General features: G+C 63.6%; 18 protein-coding genes. 1 reads left to right on the forward strand and 17 read right to left on the reverse strand.

Annotation, left to right across the window (positions count from 1 at the left end):
* Nucleotides 1–128: 128 nt before the first annotated feature.
* From FHT38_RS20365 to rpsL, 16 genes are all read right to left on the reverse strand, one after another.
* Nucleotides 129–638 (reverse strand): peroxiredoxin, encoded by a 510-nt coding sequence (locus FHT38_RS20365; protein WP_091728063.1) that lies wholly within the window; start codon nt 636–638, stop codon nt 129–131.
* Nucleotides 639–797: 159 nt separating this feature from the next.
* Entirely contained in the window at nt 798–1,067 is a 270-nt protein-coding gene (gene rpsQ, locus FHT38_RS20370) for a 30S ribosomal protein S17 (protein ID WP_091728066.1), read from the reverse strand.
* Nucleotides 1,064–1,261, reverse strand: a complete 198-nt coding sequence (rpmC, locus tag FHT38_RS20375) for a 50S ribosomal protein L29 (RefSeq protein WP_091728069.1) — start codon at nt 1,259–1,261, stop codon at nt 1,064–1,066. The genes rpsQ and rpmC overlap by 4 nt, the downstream gene beginning before the upstream one ends.
* 14 nt (nt 1,262–1,275) lie before the next feature.
* Nucleotides 1,276–1,692, reverse strand: a complete 417-nt coding sequence (rplP, locus tag FHT38_RS20380) for a 50S ribosomal protein L16 (RefSeq protein ID WP_067065182.1) — start codon at nt 1,690–1,692, stop codon at nt 1,276–1,278.
* 12 nt (nt 1,693–1,704) lie between these two features.
* Nucleotides 1,705–2,514, reverse strand: coding sequence for a 30S ribosomal protein S3 (rpsC, locus tag FHT38_RS20385; RefSeq protein ID WP_067065181.1), 810 nt, complete (start codon nt 2,512–2,514; stop codon nt 1,705–1,707).
* A 15-nt stretch (nt 2,515–2,529) separates the two neighbouring features.
* Nucleotides 2,530–2,859 carry a 50S ribosomal protein L22 gene (gene rplV / locus FHT38_RS20390; RefSeq protein WP_058937144.1) on the reverse strand — a complete coding sequence of 110 codons (330 nt, stop codon included), beginning with the start codon at nt 2,857–2,859 and terminating at the stop codon, nt 2,530–2,532.
* Nucleotides 2,860–2,870: 11 nt separating this feature from the next.
* Nucleotides 2,871–3,149, reverse strand: a complete 279-nt coding sequence (rpsS, locus tag FHT38_RS20395) for a 30S ribosomal protein S19 (protein ID WP_056194250.1) — start codon at nt 3,147–3,149, stop codon at nt 2,871–2,873.
* A gap of 12 nt (nt 3,150–3,161) precedes the next feature.
* Nucleotides 3,162–3,986 carry a 50S ribosomal protein L2 gene (gene rplB, locus FHT38_RS20400; RefSeq protein WP_091728072.1) on the reverse strand — a complete coding sequence of 275 codons (825 nt, stop codon included), beginning with the start codon at nt 3,984–3,986 and terminating at the stop codon, nt 3,162–3,164.
* The gene (rplW, locus tag FHT38_RS20405) at nt 3,986–4,300 is read right to left on the reverse strand and encodes a 50S ribosomal protein L23 (protein ID WP_091728076.1); all 315 of its coding nucleotides are present in this window, start codon (nt 4,298–4,300) and stop codon (nt 3,986–3,988) included. Before rplW ends, rplB begins: the two co-directional genes overlap by 1 nt.
* Nucleotides 4,297–4,917: a 50S ribosomal protein L4 gene (gene rplD, locus FHT38_RS20410; protein WP_091728080.1), complete on the reverse strand. Its 621-nt coding sequence runs from the start codon at nt 4,915–4,917 to the stop codon at nt 4,297–4,299. The genes rplW and rplD overlap by 4 nt, the downstream gene beginning before the upstream one ends.
* The gene (rplC, locus tag FHT38_RS20415; protein ID WP_091728085.1) at nt 4,917–5,588 is read right to left on the reverse strand and encodes a 50S ribosomal protein L3; all 672 of its coding nucleotides are present in this window, start codon (nt 5,586–5,588) and stop codon (nt 4,917–4,919) included. The genes rplD and rplC overlap by 1 nt, the downstream gene beginning before the upstream one ends.
* A 309-nt stretch (nt 5,589–5,897) precedes the next feature.
* The gene (rpsJ, locus tag FHT38_RS20420; protein ID WP_067065169.1) at nt 5,898–6,212 is read right to left on the reverse strand and encodes a 30S ribosomal protein S10; all 315 of its coding nucleotides are present in this window, start codon (nt 6,210–6,212) and stop codon (nt 5,898–5,900) included.
* Nucleotides 6,213–6,346: 134 nt separating this feature from the next.
* Nucleotides 6,347–7,537 (reverse strand): elongation factor Tu, encoded by a 1,191-nt coding sequence (tuf, locus tag FHT38_RS20425; protein WP_091728089.1) that lies wholly within the window; start codon nt 7,535–7,537, stop codon nt 6,347–6,349.
* 158 nt (nt 7,538–7,695) lie between these two features.
* Nucleotides 7,696–9,798: an elongation factor G gene (fusA, locus tag FHT38_RS20430; protein WP_091728094.1), complete on the reverse strand. Its 2,103-nt coding sequence runs from the start codon at nt 9,796–9,798 to the stop codon at nt 7,696–7,698.
* Nucleotides 9,799–9,867: 69 nt separating this feature from the next.
* Nucleotides 9,868–10,338 (reverse strand): 30S ribosomal protein S7, encoded by a 471-nt coding sequence (gene rpsG / locus FHT38_RS20435; protein WP_091728098.1) that lies wholly within the window; start codon nt 10,336–10,338, stop codon nt 9,868–9,870.
* Between the two features lie 154 nt (nt 10,339–10,492).
* A complete protein-coding gene (gene rpsL / locus FHT38_RS20440) occupies nt 10,493–10,870 on the reverse strand; it encodes a 30S ribosomal protein S12 (RefSeq protein WP_091728101.1) in 378 nt (125 codons plus the stop codon).
* A 234-nt stretch (nt 10,871–11,104) separates the two neighbouring features.
* Between rpsL and FHT38_RS20445 the strand changes: the two genes are divergently transcribed.
* Complete coding sequence (locus FHT38_RS20445; protein ID WP_183493045.1) at nt 11,105–11,596, forward strand: putative toxin-antitoxin system toxin component, PIN family; 492 nt, start codon at nt 11,105–11,107, stop codon at nt 11,594–11,596.
* 122 nt (nt 11,597–11,718) lie between these two features.
* On the opposite strand, the gene rpoC is transcribed toward FHT38_RS20445, so the two are convergent.
* A complete protein-coding gene (gene rpoC, locus FHT38_RS20450) occupies nt 11,719–15,942 on the reverse strand; it encodes a DNA-directed RNA polymerase subunit beta' (protein ID WP_091728111.1) in 4,224 nt (1,407 codons plus the stop codon).
* Nucleotides 15,943–15,951: the final 9 nt, after the last annotated feature.

A 15,951-nucleotide genomic window follows, 5' to 3' on the forward strand; every position in this document is an offset into this window, starting at 1 on the left:
CCTAGAACCGAAGGCGGCGCGTTTCAGGAGCGGGCCCCGAAACCCCGTTGAGCAACGGAGCCACCATTCGGCGAAGCTGCGGATTATGCGCGAAGCACAATCCGCCTGTCAACTGGCGGATTTAGCTGTCAGAGCGCCTGCGCCTGCTTGAGCAGCGTGCCGGCGTCACTGACCTCGAACTTGCCGGGCGCCTCGATGTTCAGCGTCTTGACGACACCGTCCTTGACCAGCATCGAGTAGCGCTGCGAGCGCAGACCCATGCCGCGGGCGACCAGGTCCAGCGTCAGACCAGTGGCCTGCGTGAAAGCCGCGCTGCCGTCAGCCATCATGCGAACCTTGCCCGCTGTCTTCTGTTCGCGACCCCAAGCGCCCATCACGAATGCGTCGTTCACCGAGATGCACCAGATCTCGTCGACGCCCGCTGCCTTGAATGCGTCGGCCTGGGCCACATAGCCCGGAACATGCTGCGCGGAGCACGTCGGCGTGAAAGCGCCCGGCAGCGCGAAGATCGCCACGGTCTTGCCTGCGGTCAGCTTCTCGATGTCAAAGCTGTTCGGACCGAGCGAGCAACCCTCGCCCTCGACTTCGATGAATTCCTGCAGATTGCCGGCCGGCAGTCGATCGCCCACTTTCAGCATGACGCACTCCTGATAGATGTTGTGAAGAAAAGGAAAGCGGCAGAGTGTGCCGCGAAAAATGAAAAATGGCTGCACACCGGGATTACCGGCGTACAGCCATTCATGTGCCGGAGAACGGGGCGCTCCCGGCTGGCGCCGCCACGAGGGCGGCGCAGGCGATCAGACCAGCTGAGCCTTCTCGACCAGGCGGGTCACCACCCAGCTCTTGGTCTTGGACAGCGGACGACCTTCAGCGATCTCGACCACGTCACCCATCTTGTACTCGCCCTTTTCGTCATGGGCGTGGTACTTGCGGGAACGAGCCACAATCTTGCCGTAGAGCTCGTGCTTAGCACGGCGCTCGACCAGCACGGTGACGGTCTTGGCGCGCTTGTCGCTGACGACGCGACCGATCAGGGTGCGGGTGTTCTTCTCTTGAGCTTGCGTCATTTCGCGGCTCCCTTCTTCTCGGCCAGGATGGTCTTGGCGCGGGCGATGTCACGACGCGTCTTGCCCAGCACCGAGGTGTTGGTCAGTTGTTGCGTCGCCTTTTGCATGCGCAGACCAAAGTGGGCCTTCAGCAGATCGGTGACTTCCTTCTTCAGGGCAGCCACGTCCTTCGCGCGCAGTTCAGATGCTTTCATGGGGTGTTCTCCAATCAGGCGCCGAGCTGGCGGGTCACGAAGGTGCAGCGCAGGGGCAGCTTGGCAGCGGCCAGCGTGAACGCTTCGCGCGCCAGAGCCTCAGGCACGCCATTGACCTCGTAGAGCACCTTGCCGGGCTGGATCTCAGCCACGTAGTACTCCGGGTTGCCCTTGCCGTTACCCATACGGACTTCGGCAGGCTTTTGCGAGATCGGCTTGTCCGGGAAGATGCGGATGAAGATCCGGCCACCGCGCTTGATGTGACGCGAGATGGCACGGCGAGCCGCTTCGATCTGGCGGGCCGTGATGCGGCCGCGCTCGGTGGCCTTCAGGCCGAAGTCACCGAAAGCGACGGTCGCGCCGCGGGTCGCAACACCAGTGTTGCGGCCCTTTTGCTCCTTGCGATATTTGCGACGAGCGGGTTGCAGCATGTTGAGTTCTCCTTACGCCTGGCCGCCGTCAGCGGCGGGCTTGCGCACCACACGCTTCGCAGCAGGCTTGTCGCCGCCTTCGGCAGGCTTGTCGCCACGACCACGGCCACCCGGCGCGCCCGGACGGGCATTGCGGCGGGGACGACGATCATCTTCGGCACCCGGGGGGGTGTTGATCACAGGGGCCTCGCCATTGGCCAGGCGGTCGCCGCGGTACACCCACACCTTGACGCCGATCACGCCGTAGGTGGTCTTGGCTTCGGAGAAGCCGTAATCGATGTCGGCCTTCAGGGTGTGCAGCGGCACACGACCTTCGCGATACCACTCGGTACGAGCGATTTCGATGCCGTTCAGACGGCCGGCGGACATGATCTTGATGCCCTGCGCGCCCAGGCGCATCGCGTTCTGCATCGCGCGCTTCATCGCGCGGCGGAACATGATGCGCTTCTCGAGTTGCTGGGTGATCGAGTCGGCGATCAGTTGGGCATCGATCTCGGGCTTGCGCACTTCTTCGATGTTGACCGCGACGGGCACGCCCAGACGCTTGGCCAGCTCGGCCTTCAGGTTCTCGATGTCCTCGCCCTTCTTGCCGATCACCACGCCCGGACGGGCCGAGAAGATCGTGATGCGGGCGTTCTTCGCAGGACGCTCGATCAGGATGCGCGAAACGGCGGCGTTCTTCAGCTTGGCCTTCAGGAAGTCGCGCACTTGCAGATCTTCGGCCAGCATGCTGGCGAAGTTCTGGTTGTTCGCGTACCAGCGCGACGCCCAGTTACGGGTGACGGGCAGGCGGAAGCCAGTCGGATGAATTTTCTGTCCCATAGTCTTCCTTCAGGCTCAGTTGCCGACGGTCACGTAGATATGGCAGGTCGGCTTGCTGATGCGATTGCCGCGGCCCTTGGCGCGCGCGGAGAACCGCTTCAGCGTGGTGCCCTGCTCCACGTAGATCGAAGTGACCTTCAGCTCGTCAATGTCGGCACCGTCGTTGTGCTCGGCATTGGCGATGGCCGATTCCAGCGCCTTCTTGATGATCAGCGCGGCCTTCTTCTGGGTGAACTCCAGGATGTTCAGCGCTTGATCCACCTTCTTGCCGCGGATCAGGTCCGCCACCAGGCGACCCTTATCGAACGACAGGCGGACGCCACGAACGATTGCTTTGGTTTCCATCGTCGTCATCCTTACTTCTTACCGGCCTTCTTGTCGGCCGGGTGGCCCTTGAAGGTGCGGGTCAGAGCGAATTCACCCAGCTTGTGGCCGACCATCTGGTCAGACACATAGACCGGCACGTGCTGCTTGCCGTTGTGCACGGCGATCGTCAGACCGATGAACTCGGGCAGGATCGTCGAGCGACGCGACCAGGTCTTGATGGGCTTCTTGTCCTTGATGGCAACGGCCTTGTCGACCTTGGCCATCAGGTGGTGATCCACGAAGGGACCCTTCTTTAGGGAACGAGTCATGTGGTCAACCCCTTACTTCTTGCGACGCGAGACGATGAAGGTCTGCGTGCGCTTGTTGTTGCGAGTGCGGTAGCCCTTCGTCAGGGTGTTCCACGGCGACACAGGGGCCTGACCTTCACCCGTACGACCCTCACCACCACCGTGCGGGTGGTCGACCGGGTTCATGGCGGTACCACGCACGGTCGGGCGGATGCCCTTCCAGCGGATGGCGCCGGCCTTGCCGTACTGGCGCAGGCTGTGCTCTTCGTTGCTCACTTCACCGATGGTGGCGCGGCAGTCGATGTGCACGCGGCGGACTTCGCCGGAGCGCAGACGGATCTGGGCGTACATGCCGTCACGAGCCATCAGCACGACCGACGTACCGGCGGAACGAGCGATCTGGGCACCCTTGCTCGGCAGCAGTTCCACGCAGTGGATCGTCGAACCCACAGGAATGTTGCGGATGGGCAGCGTGTTGCCGACCTTGATCGGGGCTTCCGCGCCGCTCAGGATCGAGGAACCGACTTCCAGGTTGCGCGGGGCGATGATGTAGCGACGCTCGCCGTCGGCATAGCACACCAGGGCGATGTGAGCCGTGCGGTTCGGGTCGTACTCGATGCGCTCGACCTTCGCCGGGATGCCGTCCTTGTTGCGACGGAAGTCCACCACGCGGTAGTGGTGCTTGTGACCACCGCCCTTGTGGCGCATCGTGATGTGACCGTTGTTGTTACGGCCAGACTTTTGCTTCTGGGGCTCGAGCAGCGAAGCCTCGGGAGCGCCCTTGTGCAGGTGCTTGTGCACCACCTTCACCACGCCACGACGGCCTGGCGAAGTCGGCTTGACTTTAACGACGGCCATTACGCAGCCTCCCCGGAGAAGTTGAGCTCCTGGCCAGCCTTCAGCGACACATACGCCTTCTTGACGTGGTCGCGACGGCCCAGACGGCCACCGAAGCGCTTGGTCTTGCCCTTGACGTTGACGATGTTCACCGCCTCGACTTCAACCTTGAACATCAGTTCAACGGCAGCCTTGACTTCGGGCTTCGTCGCGTCGCGCAGGACCTTGAACAGGACTTGGTTGTGCTTTTCGCCAGCCATCGTGGCCTTCTCGGACACGATCGGAGCGAGCAGCACCTTGGCCAGACGGCCGTCAGCAAACTTGGGCGCGCTCATGCCAGCATCTCCTTCAGTTGCTCGATCGCGGCCTTCGTCACCAGGACCTTCTTGTAGAAGACCAGCGACAGCGGATCGACGTAGCGCGGCTCGACGACCAGCACGTTGGCCAGGTTGCGCGAAGCCAGCAGCAGGTTGTCATCGACCTGATCGGAGATGACCATCACGTGGTCCAGACCCATGCCCTTGAGCTTGGCGGCCAGCAGCTTGGTCTTCGGGGCTTCGATCGAGATCGAATCCACGACAGCCAGGCGGCCTTCGCGGGCCAGCTGCGACAGGATCGCGGCCATGCCGGCGCGGTACATCTTCTTGTTCAGCTTGTGCGAGAAGTTCTCGTCCGGCTTGTTCGGGAAGATGCGACCGCCCCCACGCCACAGCGGCGAGGAAGTCATACCAGCACGCGCGTTGCCAGTGCCCTTCTGACGGAACGGCTTCTTCGTCGAGTGACGGACTTCAGCGCGGGTCAGCTGAGCGCGGGTGCCTTGACGGGCGTTGGCCTGATAAGCCACGACCACCTGGTGCACCAGGGCTTCGTTGTAATCACGAGCGAAAAGGGTGTCGGGAGCGTCGACCTTCGACGTCGCCTGACCCTGCTCATTCAGGAGCTCGAGTTGCATCAGTTGGCTCCCTTCTTGACCTTGACCTTGACGGCCGGACGGATCACGACGAATCCTTCCTTCGCGCCAGGAACGGCACCACGGACCAGCACCAACTGGCGGGCTTCGTCGATGCGGACCACGTCCAGGTTCTGGACGGTCACGGTGACGTCGCCGAGGTGGCCGGACATCTTCTTGCCCGGGAACACGCGGCCCGGATCCTGCGCCATCGAGATGGAGCCAGGAACGTTGTGCGAGCGGCTGTTACCGTGCGAAGCGCGCTGCGAACCGAAGTTGTGGCGCTTGATGGTGCCTGCGAAGCCCTTGCCGATCGAGGTGCCCTGCACGTCAACCAGTTGGCCGGCGGCGAACAGCGTCACGGGGACTTGAGCGCCGGCCTTGTATTCGGCGGCGACCGCGGCATCCACGCGGAATTCCTTGATGATTTCACCGGCTTCGACGCCAGCCTTGGCGAGGTGACCCGCTTCCGGCTTCGTGACACGGGACGCCTTGCGCGCGCCGTAGGTCACTTGAATGGCGCTGTAGCCGTCGGACTCTTCGGTCTTGATCTGGGTCACGCGGTTGTTGGACACGTCCAGCACGGTCACGGGGACGGTATCGCCGTCGACCGTGAACACACGCATCATGCCCACCTTGCGGCCCAGCAATCCGAGACGATTGCTAAGACTCATGGTTTTCTCCTGACCCCGAACGCGCCGACGGAGACACCGCCCCGCGCCTGAAGTCATTTCACACACCCGACATCGATTGGCCGGGCCGACAAGCACCGCTCCTTCGTTGAGGACAGGGGTAAAGGCCCCGACACCCCTCCGACGGCGATGCGACGAAGCCGCACCAGGAAACCCCGGCGCGGAAAAGCTGCGGAGTATAGCGTCAACCCTGATCGCACCGCAAGCGAGCCGCTTCGCGCTCCAAAGAAAAAGGCGACCCGAAGGTCGCCTTCCTGATGGCTGCTGGATCGCTCCGGCGGCCTCGCCGCATTACTGCAGCTTGATCTCGACGTCCACGCCGGCCGGCAGGTCCAGCTTCATCAGCGCGTCGACCGTCTTGTCGGTCGGATCGACGATGTCCATCAGACGCTGGTGCGTGCGGATTTCAAACTGGTCGCGCGACGTCTTGTTGACGTGCGGCGAACGCAGGATGTCGAAACGCTCCTTGCGGGTCGGCAGGGGCACGGGGCCCTTGACGATCGCGCCGGTGCGCTTGGCGGTGTCCACGATTTCCAGCGCCGATTGGTCGATCAGCTTGTAATCGAAGGCCTTCAGCCGGATGCGGATCTTTTGCTTGGTAGACATGACTTTTCCTTCAAAGAGCGACGCAATGCCACAGGCATCGCGGAGGCAGCATTGGCGCCGCCGAGCACCGAGCGCGCCGCCCGCCGAAGCTGGCGGCGCCCTTCACCGGCACCCAGCGGGTACCAGCAAAAGATTTACTCGATGATGGTGGCCACGACGCCCGAGCCGACGGTACGACCACCTTCACGGATGGCGAAGCGCAGACCTTCTTCCATGGCGATCGGGGCGATCAGCTTCACGGTGATGCTGACGTTGTCGCCCGGCATGACCATTTCCTTGTCCTTCGGCAGCTCCACGGCACCAGTCACGTCCGTCGTGCGGAAGTAGAACTGGGGACGGTAGTTGTTGAAGAACGGGGTGTGACGGCCGCCTTCTTCCTTGCTCAGCACGTAGATCTCAGCAGTGAAGTGCGTGTGCGGCTTGATCGTGCCCGGCTTGGCCAGCACTTGGCCGCGCTCGACGTCCTCGCGCTTGGTGCCGCGCAGCAGGATGCCCACGTTGTCGCCCGCCTGACCCTGGTCCAGCAGCTTGCGGAACATTTCCACGCCGGTGACGGTGGTCTTCTGCAGATCGCGGATGCCCACGATCTCGATTTCCTCGCCGACCTTGATGATGCCGCGCTCGACGCGACCAGTCACCACCGTGCCACGGCCCGAGATCGAGAACACGTCTTCCACCGGCAGCAGGAACGCACCGTCCACCGCGCGCTCAGGCGTGGGGATGTAGCTGTCCAGCGCGTCGGCCAGGCGCATGATCGCCTGCTCGCCCAGGTCGCCCTTGTCACCTTCCAGCGCCAGCTTGGCCGAACCCTTGATGATCGGGGTGTCGTCGCCCGGGAAGTCGTACTTGCTCAGCAGCTCGCGGACTTCCATTTCCACCAGCTCCAGCAGCTCGGCGTCGTCCACCATGTCGCACTTGTTCAGGAAGACGATGATGTACTTCACACCGACCTGACGCGCCAGCAGGATGTGCTCGCGGGTCTGGGGCATCGGGCCGTCAGCGGCCGAGCACACCAGGATCGCGCCGTCCATCTGCGCCGCGCCCGTGATCATGTTCTTCACATAGTCAGCGTGGCCCGGGCAGTCAACGTGCGCGTAGTGGCGGTTGGCCGTCTCGTACTCGACGTGCGCGGTGTTGATCGTGATGCCGCGGGCCTTTTCTTCCGGCGCCGCGTCGATCTGGTCGTAGGCCTTGGCTTCGCCGCCGAACTTGGCCGCCAGCACGGTCGCGATCGCGGCCGTCAGCGTCGTCTTGCCGTGGTCAACGTGACCAATCGTGCCCACGTTCACGTGCGGCTTGGTACGTTCAAACTTACCCTTTGCCATTTCAATTCTCCAAAAAGAGCATTCGCCCGGTCTGTTGGTTTAGCGTTTCCGCAGCATCCTGATTCCCCGGCGACCGGCAACCGAGGGGACTTGCTGCGAAGACGAATCGATGATCGAGAAACAGATGAGCCGGCGCTCGAGAGCCCCGGCTCAGTTCATCACTTCGCGCGAGCGGTGATGATCGCGTCGGCGACGTTCTTCGGAGCTTCGCTGTAGTGCTTGAACTCCATCGTGTACGTCGCGCGGCCTTGCGTGGCCGAACGCAGCGAGGTCGAGTAGCCGAACATCTCGGACAGCGGCACTTCCGCCTTGATGATCTTGCCACCGCCGACCATGTCGTCCATGCCCTGCACCATGCCGCGACGGCTGGACAGGTCGCCCATCACCGTACCAGCATAGTCTTCCGGCGTTTCGACTTCCACGGCCATCATCGGCTCGAGGATGACCGGGCTGGCGCGACGGCAGGCTTCCTTGAAGCCCATCGAGGCGGCCATCTTGAACGCGTTTTCGTTCGAGTCCACGTCATGGTACGAACCGAAGGTCAGCGTGACCTTCACGTCCACGACCGGGTAGCCCGCCAGCACGCCGTTCGGCAGGCTGTCGATGACGCCCTTTTCCACCGCGGGGATGAACTCGCGAGGAACCACGCCGCCCTTGATGGCGTCGACGAATTCGAAGCCCTTGCCGGCTTCCTGCGGCTCGACCGAGAACACGACGTGACCGTACTGGCCCTTGCCGCCCGACTGACGCACGAACTTGCCTTCGACGTCGGTGACCGACTTGCGGATCGTTTCGCGGTAGGCCACCTGCGGCTTGCCGACGTTCGCTTCCACGCCGAATTCACGCTTCATGCGGTCGACGATGATTTCCAGGTGCAGCTCGCCCATGCCGGAAATGATGGTCTGGCCGGACTCTTCGTCGGTGCGCAGGCGGAAGGACGGGTCTTCGGCAGCCAGACGGCCCAGCGCGATACCCATCTTTTCCTGGTCGGCCTTGGTTTTGGGCTCGACGGCCTGCGAGATCACCGGCTCCGGGAACACCATGCGCTCGAGCGTGATGATGCTGTCCGGATCGCACAGGGTTTCGCCCGTGGTGACGTCCTTCAGGCCCACGCAGGCCGCGATGTCGCCCGCCAGAATTTCCTTGATTTCCTCACGCTGGTTGGCGTGCATCTGCAGGATCCGGCCGATGCGCTCCTTCTTGCCGCGCACCGGGTTGTAGACGGTCGCGCCCGACTGCAGCACGCCCGAATACACCCGCACGAAGGTCAGCTGACCCACATACGGGTCGGTCATCAGCTTGAAGGCCAGCGCCGAGAACTTCTCTTCGTCGGTACGCTGACGCGTGACCGGCTGGTCGTCTTCATCGGTGCCGGCAACCGGCGGGATGTCCAGCGGCGAGGGCAGGAAGTCGATGACGGCGTCCAGCATGCGCTGCACGCCCTTGTTCTTGAAGGCGGTGCCGCACAGCATCGGCTGGATCTCGGTCGCGATCGTGCGCTTGCGGATCGCCACCTTGATCTCTTCCTCGGTCAGGTCGCCCGTCTCGAGGTACTTGTTCATCAGCTCTTCGGTGGCTTCGGCTGCGGCCTCAACCATCTTCTCGCGCCATTCCTGAGCGACCTCGACCAGGTCGGCCGGGATGTCTTCGAAGGTGAACTTCATGCCCTGGGAAGCCTCGTCCCAGATGATGGCCTTCATCTTGAAGAGGTCCACCACGCCCTTGAAGTTCTCTTCCGCGCCGATGGGGATCACCACGGGCACCGGGTTGGCCTTCAGGCGGGTCTTCATCTGGTCGACGACCTTGAAGAAGTTCGCGCCGGTGCGGTCCATCTTGTTGACGAACGCGAGGCGGGGCACCTTGTACTTGTTGGCCTGGCGCCAGACGGTTTCCGACTGGGGCTGCACGCCACCGACGGCGCAATAGACCATGCATGCGCCGTCCAGGACACGCATCGAGCGCTCGACTTCAATGGTGAAGTCCACGTGCCCGGGGGTGTCGATGATGTTGAAGCGGTGCTCGGGGTAGGACATGTCCATGCCCTTCCAGAAGCAGGTCGTCGCGGCCGACGTGATCGTGATGCCGCGCTCTTGCTCCTGCTCCATCCAGTCCATCGTGGCGGCGCCGTCGTGCACTTCACCGATCTTGTGGTTCACACCGGTGTAGTACAGGATGCGTTCGGTCGTCGTGGTCTTACCGGCATCGATGTGCGCCGAGATACCGATATTGCGGTAGCGCTCGATGGGGGTCTTGCGGGACATGGTGTCACTCCAAATGCATGGAGCCGCCATCGGGTCAGTAGTAACCCGAGGCGGCCAGAGAGGTCTTGATTAGAAGCGGAAGTGCGAGAACGCCTTGTTGGCGTCTGCCATGCGGTGGACTTCGTCGCGCTTCTTCATCGCGCCACCACGGCCTTCGGAGGCCTCCAGCAGTTCGTTGGCCAGACGTTGGGCCATCGACTTCTCACCACGCTTGCGCGCGGATTCCTTCAGCCAGCGCATGGCGAGGGCCAGACGGCGGACGGGGCGAACTTCCACGGGAACTTGGTAGTTCGCACCGCCAACGCGACGGGACTTCACTTCGACCATGGGCTTCACGTTGTTGATCGCGATCATGAAGACCTCGAGCGGATCCTTGCCGGACTTCTGCTCGACTTGCTCCAGGGCGCCGTAAATGATGCGCTCTGCGACGGCCTTCTTGCCCGATTCCATGATGACGTTCATGAACTTGGACAGATCAACGCTACCGAACTTCGGGTCCGGCAGGATCTCGCGCTTGGGTACTTCGCGACGACGTGGCATGGGATTCTTCCTTCAATGCTTCAGTTGGTCAGGGCTCTCGCCCCGCCGCGGATCTCCACCGACATCTGGGGGGATCCACTTACTCGGCTGCCGGTGCACCTGCACTCGGGCCGCAAAAATTCGATGACCTCTCGGCCACCAAGACCTGGGCTGATTAAGCCTTCTTCGGACGCTTGGCGCCGTACTTCGAACGCGCTTGCTTGCGGTCCTTCACGCCCTGCAGGTCCAGCGAACCGCGGACGATGTGGTAACGCACGCCCGGCAAGTCCTTGACACGACCGCCGCGCACGAGCACGACGCTGTGTTCCTGCAGGTTGTGACCTTCACCGCCGATGTACGAGATGACCTCGAAACCGTTGGTCAGGCGCACCTTGGCGACCTTACGAAGCGCCGAGTTCGGCTTCTTCGGGGTGGTGGTGTACACGCGGGTGCAGACGCCACGACGTTGCGGGCACGACTGCATGGCCGGCGACTTGGATTTCGTCACCTCGGTCTCACGACCGTGGCGAACGAGCTGATTGATGGTTGGCATAAGTAACTTGTTCCCGTTTGAAGTCACAACCCCAGCGCATCCTGGCCTTGTGGCACCGCGTCAGATCGAGGCGTTCCACAAGCGACAAAAGCGCAGCACCTTGCGGCACCACGCTCGGATCAACCCCGGATCCGGTTCGAAACCTGGACCCCGGACGCATCAAGACATGCTGGAGAGCCGGCGATTGTAGGCGAGTTCAGTGAAATCGCACAAGGCGCTATGCTGCCGGACCCTATGACCGACGCTGTCTCCATCGCCCTTCCGCCGCTTCCGGACAACACGGCCGCCGCCGGCCGACTGGTCATCCTGGACACGCAGGTCGTCATGGACTGGCTGGTGTTCGATGAGCCCACCCTGTTGCCGCTCATCGCCGCAGTGGAGAGCCGGCACTTACATTGGGTCGCCACGGCGGCGATGAAGGCGGAGCTGCTGCACGTGATCGGGCGGGGCGTCGCGGCCCGCTATTCACCGGACCTCCAGCGCGTGGAGACGGCTTTCACGCAACATTGCCGATTCGTCGAGGAGCCCTCCTTGAGCATCGCGCGCCCCCGATGCAGCGACACCGACGACCAGAAATTCATTGATCTTGGCCTGGCACTCGCCGCGACGGCACCGACCTGGCTGATCTCGCGTGATCGCGCCGTGCTGAAGGTCGCCAAGCGCGCCGCCCGGCTTGGACTGCCCATCCTCTCGCCAGCCGCCTGGCTGAAGCTGAACGCTGGATGAGCCGCGCGCGCGGACGCTGGGCGTCCGCGCCACGATGCGGGCAATGAAAAAGGCTGCCGCCCTTGCGGGACGGCAGCCTTCGGGTGGTCGAGCCGCGGACAGCTCGACCCGGGTCGCTTCGATTACTCGCCAGTGCCTGCGTCGCTGGCCGCGTCGAGCGCGGACAGTTGCACCGCCGCCATTTCCTCGGCTTCCTGCATGGCGATGGAGCGGCGCTCGGCGTCGTCCATCTCTTCCTTGGCGCGGCGCGCCTGGTGGAAGGCCATGCCGGTACCAGCCGGGATCAGACGACCGACGATCACGTTCTCCTTCAGGCCACGCAGTTCGTCGCGCTTGCCCATGATCGCGGCTTCGGTCAGCACGCGGGTCGTTTCCTGGAACGACGCCGCGGAGATGAACGAGTCCGTCGACAGCGAGGCCTTCGTGATGCCCAGCAGCACATCAGCGTGCGTGGCGATCATCTTGCCCTCGCCGCGCAGGCGGTCGTTGGTGTCCAGCAGCTCCGAACGCTCGACCTGTTCGCCGGCGATGTAGGACGAGTCGCCCGGGTTGACGATCTGCACGCGGCGCAGCATCTGGCGAACGATCACCTCGATGTGCTTGTCGTTGATCTTCACGCCCTGCAGACGGTAGACGTCCTGCACTTCATCGACGATGTAGCGCGCCAGTTCCTCGATGCCCAGCAGGCGCAGGATGTCCTGCGGATCGGCCGGGCCGTCGACCACGAGTTCGCCGCGGTTCACCACCTGGCCTTCGTGCACCAGGATGTTCTTTTCCTTGGGCACCAGCAGCTCGTGCTTGCGGCCTTCCGGATCGGTGATCTCCAGGCGGACCTTGCCCTTGGTCTCCTTGCCGAACGAGACCGTGCCGGTCTGCTCCGCCAGGAAGCCGGCGTCCTTCGGCGAACGGGCTTCGAAGAGTTCCGCCACCCGCGGCAGACCGCCGGTGATGTCGCGGGTCTTCTGGCCTTCCACCGGGATACGCGCCAGCACTTCGCCCGGAGCGAGCTCCTGACCATCGCGCACCTGGATCAGCGCGCCGACCTGGAAGCCGATCGTCACCGAGTGATCGGTGCCGGGGATCTTCACTTCCTGGCCGTTGGCGTCCAGCAGCTTGACCTGCGGACGGACCACCTTGGCGGCACCGCGACGCTTCGGGTCGATCACGACCAGCGTGGACAGACCCGTCACCTCGTCGACCTGCTTGGCCACGGTGACACCTTCCTCGACGTTCTCGAACTTCGCCTGGCCGGCGAATTCCGTGATGATCGGGCGGGTCAGCGGGTCCCAGGTTGCCAGGATCGTGCCGGCCTTGATGGTCTGGTCGACCTTGATGTTCAGCAGGGCGCCGTACGGCACCTTGTGACGCTCGCGCTCGCGGCCATGCGGGTCGGTGATGATGATTTCGCCGGAACGCGAGATCACCACCAGTTCGCCCTTGCCGTTCGTGACGTAGCGCATCGTGGCATTGAAGCCGATGATGCCGTCCGACTTGGCTTCGACGCTGGAGGCCACCGCCGCGCGCGACGCCGCGCCACCGATGTGGAAGGTCCGCATCGTCAGCTGGGTGCCGGGCTCGCCGATCGACTGGGCGGCGATGACGCCGACCGCTTCGCCGGTGTTGACCATGCCGCCGCGACCCAGGTCACGGCCATAGCACTTGGCGCACAGGCCGAAACGCGTGCCGCAGGTCAGCGGCGTGCGGACCTTGACCTCGTCGACGCCGGCCGCTTCCAGCACATCCAGCGTGTCCTCGTCCAGCATGTTGCCGGCGACCAGCAGGGTGGCTTGCGTTTCGGGGTGCACGACATCAATAGCTGCCACGCGGCCCAGGATGCGGTCGCGCAGCGACTCGATCACCTCGCCGCCTTCGACCAGCGCGCGCATGTGGATGCCGTTGTCGGTGCCGCAATCGGACTCGGTCACGACCAGGTCCTGCGTCACGTCGACCAGACGACGCGTCAGGTAGCCGGAGTTCGCGGTCTTCAGCGCCGTGTCCGCCAGGCCCTTGCGAGCACCGTGGGTGGAGATGAAGTACTGCAGAACGTTCAGGCCTTCGCGGAAGTTCGCCGTGATCGGCGTCTCGATGATGGAGCCGTCCGGCTTCGCCATCAGGCCCCGCATGCCGGCCAGCTGACGGATCTGCGCCGCGGAACCCCGCGCGCCCGAGTCGGCCATCATGTAGATCGAGTTGAACGACTCCTGCTCGACTTCCTTGCCGTTGCGGTCGAGGATCTTCTCCTTCGACAGCTGCGACATCATGACCTTGCCGACTTCGTCACCGGTCTTGCCCCAGATGTCGACGACCTTGTTGTAGCGCTCGCCGGCGGTCACGAGGCCCGAGACGTACTGCTGCTCGATCTCCTTGACTTCCTTCTCGGCGCGGTCGATCAGCTCGGCCTTCTGCTTGGGCACCAGCATGTCGTCGATGGCGATCGAGATGCCGGCGCGCGTGGCCAGCTTGAAACCGGACTGCAGCAGCTTGTCTGCCAGCACCACGGTTTCCTTCAGGCCGCACTTGCGGAAGGACGTGTTGATCAGGCGCGAGATTTCCTTCTTCTTCAGCGCCTTGTTGATGTTGCTGAACGGCAGGCCCTTCGGAAGGATCTCCGACAGCAGCGCGCGACCGACGGTCGTGTCCACCAGCTTGGTCTCGGGGATCCACTCGCCCGTGTCCTTGTTCTTGGTGTACTCGGTCAGGCGCACGCTGATCTTGGCGGTGATCTCCACCGCGCCGTTCTCCAGCGCGCGGATCATCTCGGGGATGTCCGAGAAGACCATGCCCTCGCCCTTGCCGTTGGTGCGCTCGCGGGTCGCGTAGTACAGACCCAGCACCACGTCCTGCGACGGCACGATCGACGGCTCGCCCGAGGCCGGGAACAGCACGTTGTTCGAGGCCAGCATCAGCACGCGGGCTTCCATCTGCGCTTCGATCGACAGCGGCACGTGGACGGCCATCTGGTCACCGTCGAAGTCGGCGTTGAACGCCGCGCAGACCAGCGGGTGCAGCTGGATCGCCTTGCCTTCGATCAGCACCGGCTCGAACGCCTGGATGCCCAGGCGGTGCAGCGTCGGCGCGCGGTTCAGCAGGACCGGGTGCTCCTTGATGACCTCTTCCAGGATGTCCCAGACGACCGGGGTGCCGCTCTCGACTTCCTTCTTCGCCGCCTTGATCGTGGTGGCGATGCCCATCGCCTCCAGGCGCGAGAAGATGAAGGGCTTGAACAGCTCCAGCGCCATCAGCTTGGGCAGGCCGCACTGGTGCAGCTTGAGCGTCGGGCCCACGGTGATGACCGAACGGCCGGAGTAGTCGACGCGCTTGCCCAGCAGGTTTTGCCGGAAGCGACCGCTCTTGCCCTTGATCATGTCGGCCAGCGACTTCAGCGCGCGCTTGTTCGCGCCGGTCATGGCCTTGCCGCGGCGGCCGTTGTCCAGCAGCGAGTCGACGGCTTCCTGCAGCATGCGCTTTTCGTTGCGCACGATGATCTCAGGGGCCTTCAGCTCGAGCAGGCGGGCCAGGCGGTTGTTGCGGTTGATGACGCGGCGGTACAGGTCGTTCAGGTCCGACGTCGCGAAGCGGCCGCCGTCCAGCGGCACCAGCGGACGCAGGTCCGGCGGCAGCACCGGCAGCACTTCCAGCACCATCCAGTTCGGCTTGATGCCCGAGCGCTTGAAGGCCTCCATCACCTTCAGGCGCTTGGAGTTCTTCTTGATCTTCAGCTCGGAGCCGGTCATGTCGTTGCGCAGGCGGTCGATCTCGACGTCGAGATCCATTTCCGCCAGCAGCTTCTGGATGCCTTCGGCGCCCATCAGCGCGATGAACTCGTCACCGTACTCGACGCGCTTCGCGTCGTAGTCGTCCTCGGACATGATGCTGAACTTCTTCAGCGGGGTCATGCCCGGATCGACGACGACGTACGCCTCGAAGTACAGCACGCGCTCGATGTCGCGCAGCGTCATGTCGAGCACCAGGCCCAGACGCGACGGCAGCGACTTCAGGAACCAGATGTGCGCGCAAGGCGCGGCCAGCTCGATGTGGCCCATGCGCTCACGGCGCACCTTGGTCTGGGTGACTTCGACGCCGCACTTCTCGCAGATCACGCCGCGGTGCTTCAGGCGCTTGTACTTGCCGCACAGGCACTCGTAGTCCTTGATCGGGCCGAAGATCTTGGCGCAGAACAGGCCATCACGCTCCGGCTTGAAGGTCCGGTAGTTGATGGTCTCGGGCTTCTTCACCTCGCCGAACGACCACGAGCGGATCTTCTCGGGCGAGGCCAGCCCGATCTTGATCGCGTCGAAATGTTCGTCCGGGGTGAATTGCTTGAACAGGTCCAACAAACCCTTCATACGTTTCTC

Origin of the sequence: Mitsuaria sp. BK041 (genome assembly GCF_014193085.1) — a bacterium.
In the GTDB taxonomy this organism is placed as follows: Bacteria; Pseudomonadota; Gammaproteobacteria; order Burkholderiales; family Burkholderiaceae_C; genus Roseateles.

Coding starts and splice junctions, on each gene's coding strand:
- FHT38_RS20365 (WP_091728063.1), bottom strand. CDS start 638: ATGCTGAAAGTGGGCGATCGACTGCCGGCCGGCAATCTGCAGGAATTC.
- rpsQ (WP_091728066.1), bottom strand. CDS start 1,067: ATGACGCAAGCTCAAGAGAAGAACACCCGCACCCTGATCGGTCGCGTC.
- rpmC (WP_091728069.1), bottom strand. CDS start 1,261: ATGAAAGCATCTGAACTGCGCGCGAAGGACGTGGCTGCCCTGAAGAAG.
- rplP (WP_067065182.1), bottom strand. CDS start 1,692: ATGCTGCAACCCGCTCGTCGCAAATATCGCAAGGAGCAAAAGGGCCGC.
- rpsC (WP_067065181.1), bottom strand. CDS start 2,514: ATGGGACAGAAAATTCATCCGACTGGCTTCCGCCTGCCCGTCACCCGT.
- rplV (WP_058937144.1), bottom strand. CDS start 2,859: ATGGAAACCAAAGCAATCGTTCGTGGCGTCCGCCTGTCGTTCGATAAG.
- rpsS (WP_056194250.1), bottom strand. CDS start 3,149: ATGACTCGTTCCCTAAAGAAGGGTCCCTTCGTGGATCACCACCTGATG.
- rplB (WP_091728072.1), bottom strand. CDS start 3,986: ATGGCCGTCGTTAAAGTCAAGCCGACTTCGCCAGGCCGTCGTGGCGTG.
- rplW (WP_091728076.1), bottom strand. CDS start 4,300: ATGAGCGCGCCCAAGTTTGCTGACGGCCGTCTGGCCAAGGTGCTGCTC.
- rplD (WP_091728080.1), bottom strand. CDS start 4,917: ATGCAACTCGAGCTCCTGAATGAGCAGGGTCAGGCGACGTCGAAGGTC.
- rplC (WP_091728085.1), bottom strand. CDS start 5,588: ATGAGTCTTAGCAATCGTCTCGGATTGCTGGGCCGCAAGGTGGGCATG.
- rpsJ (WP_067065169.1), bottom strand. CDS start 6,212: ATGTCTACCAAGCAAAAGATCCGCATCCGGCTGAAGGCCTTCGATTAC.
- tuf (WP_091728089.1), bottom strand. CDS start 7,537: ATGGCAAAGGGTAAGTTTGAACGTACCAAGCCGCACGTGAACGTGGGC.
- fusA (WP_091728094.1), bottom strand. CDS start 9,798: ATGTCCCGCAAGACCCCCATCGAGCGCTACCGCAATATCGGTATCTCG.
- rpsG (WP_091728098.1), bottom strand. CDS start 10,338: ATGCCACGTCGTCGCGAAGTACCCAAGCGCGAGATCCTGCCGGACCCG.
- rpsL (WP_091728101.1), bottom strand. CDS start 10,870: ATGCCAACCATCAATCAGCTCGTTCGCCACGGTCGTGAGACCGAGGTG.
- FHT38_RS20445 (WP_183493045.1), top strand. CDS start 11,105: ATGACCGACGCTGTCTCCATCGCCCTTCCGCCGCTTCCGGACAACACG.
- rpoC (WP_091728111.1), bottom strand. CDS start 15,942: ATGAAGGGTTTGTTGGACCTGTTCAAGCAATTCACCCCGGACGAACAT.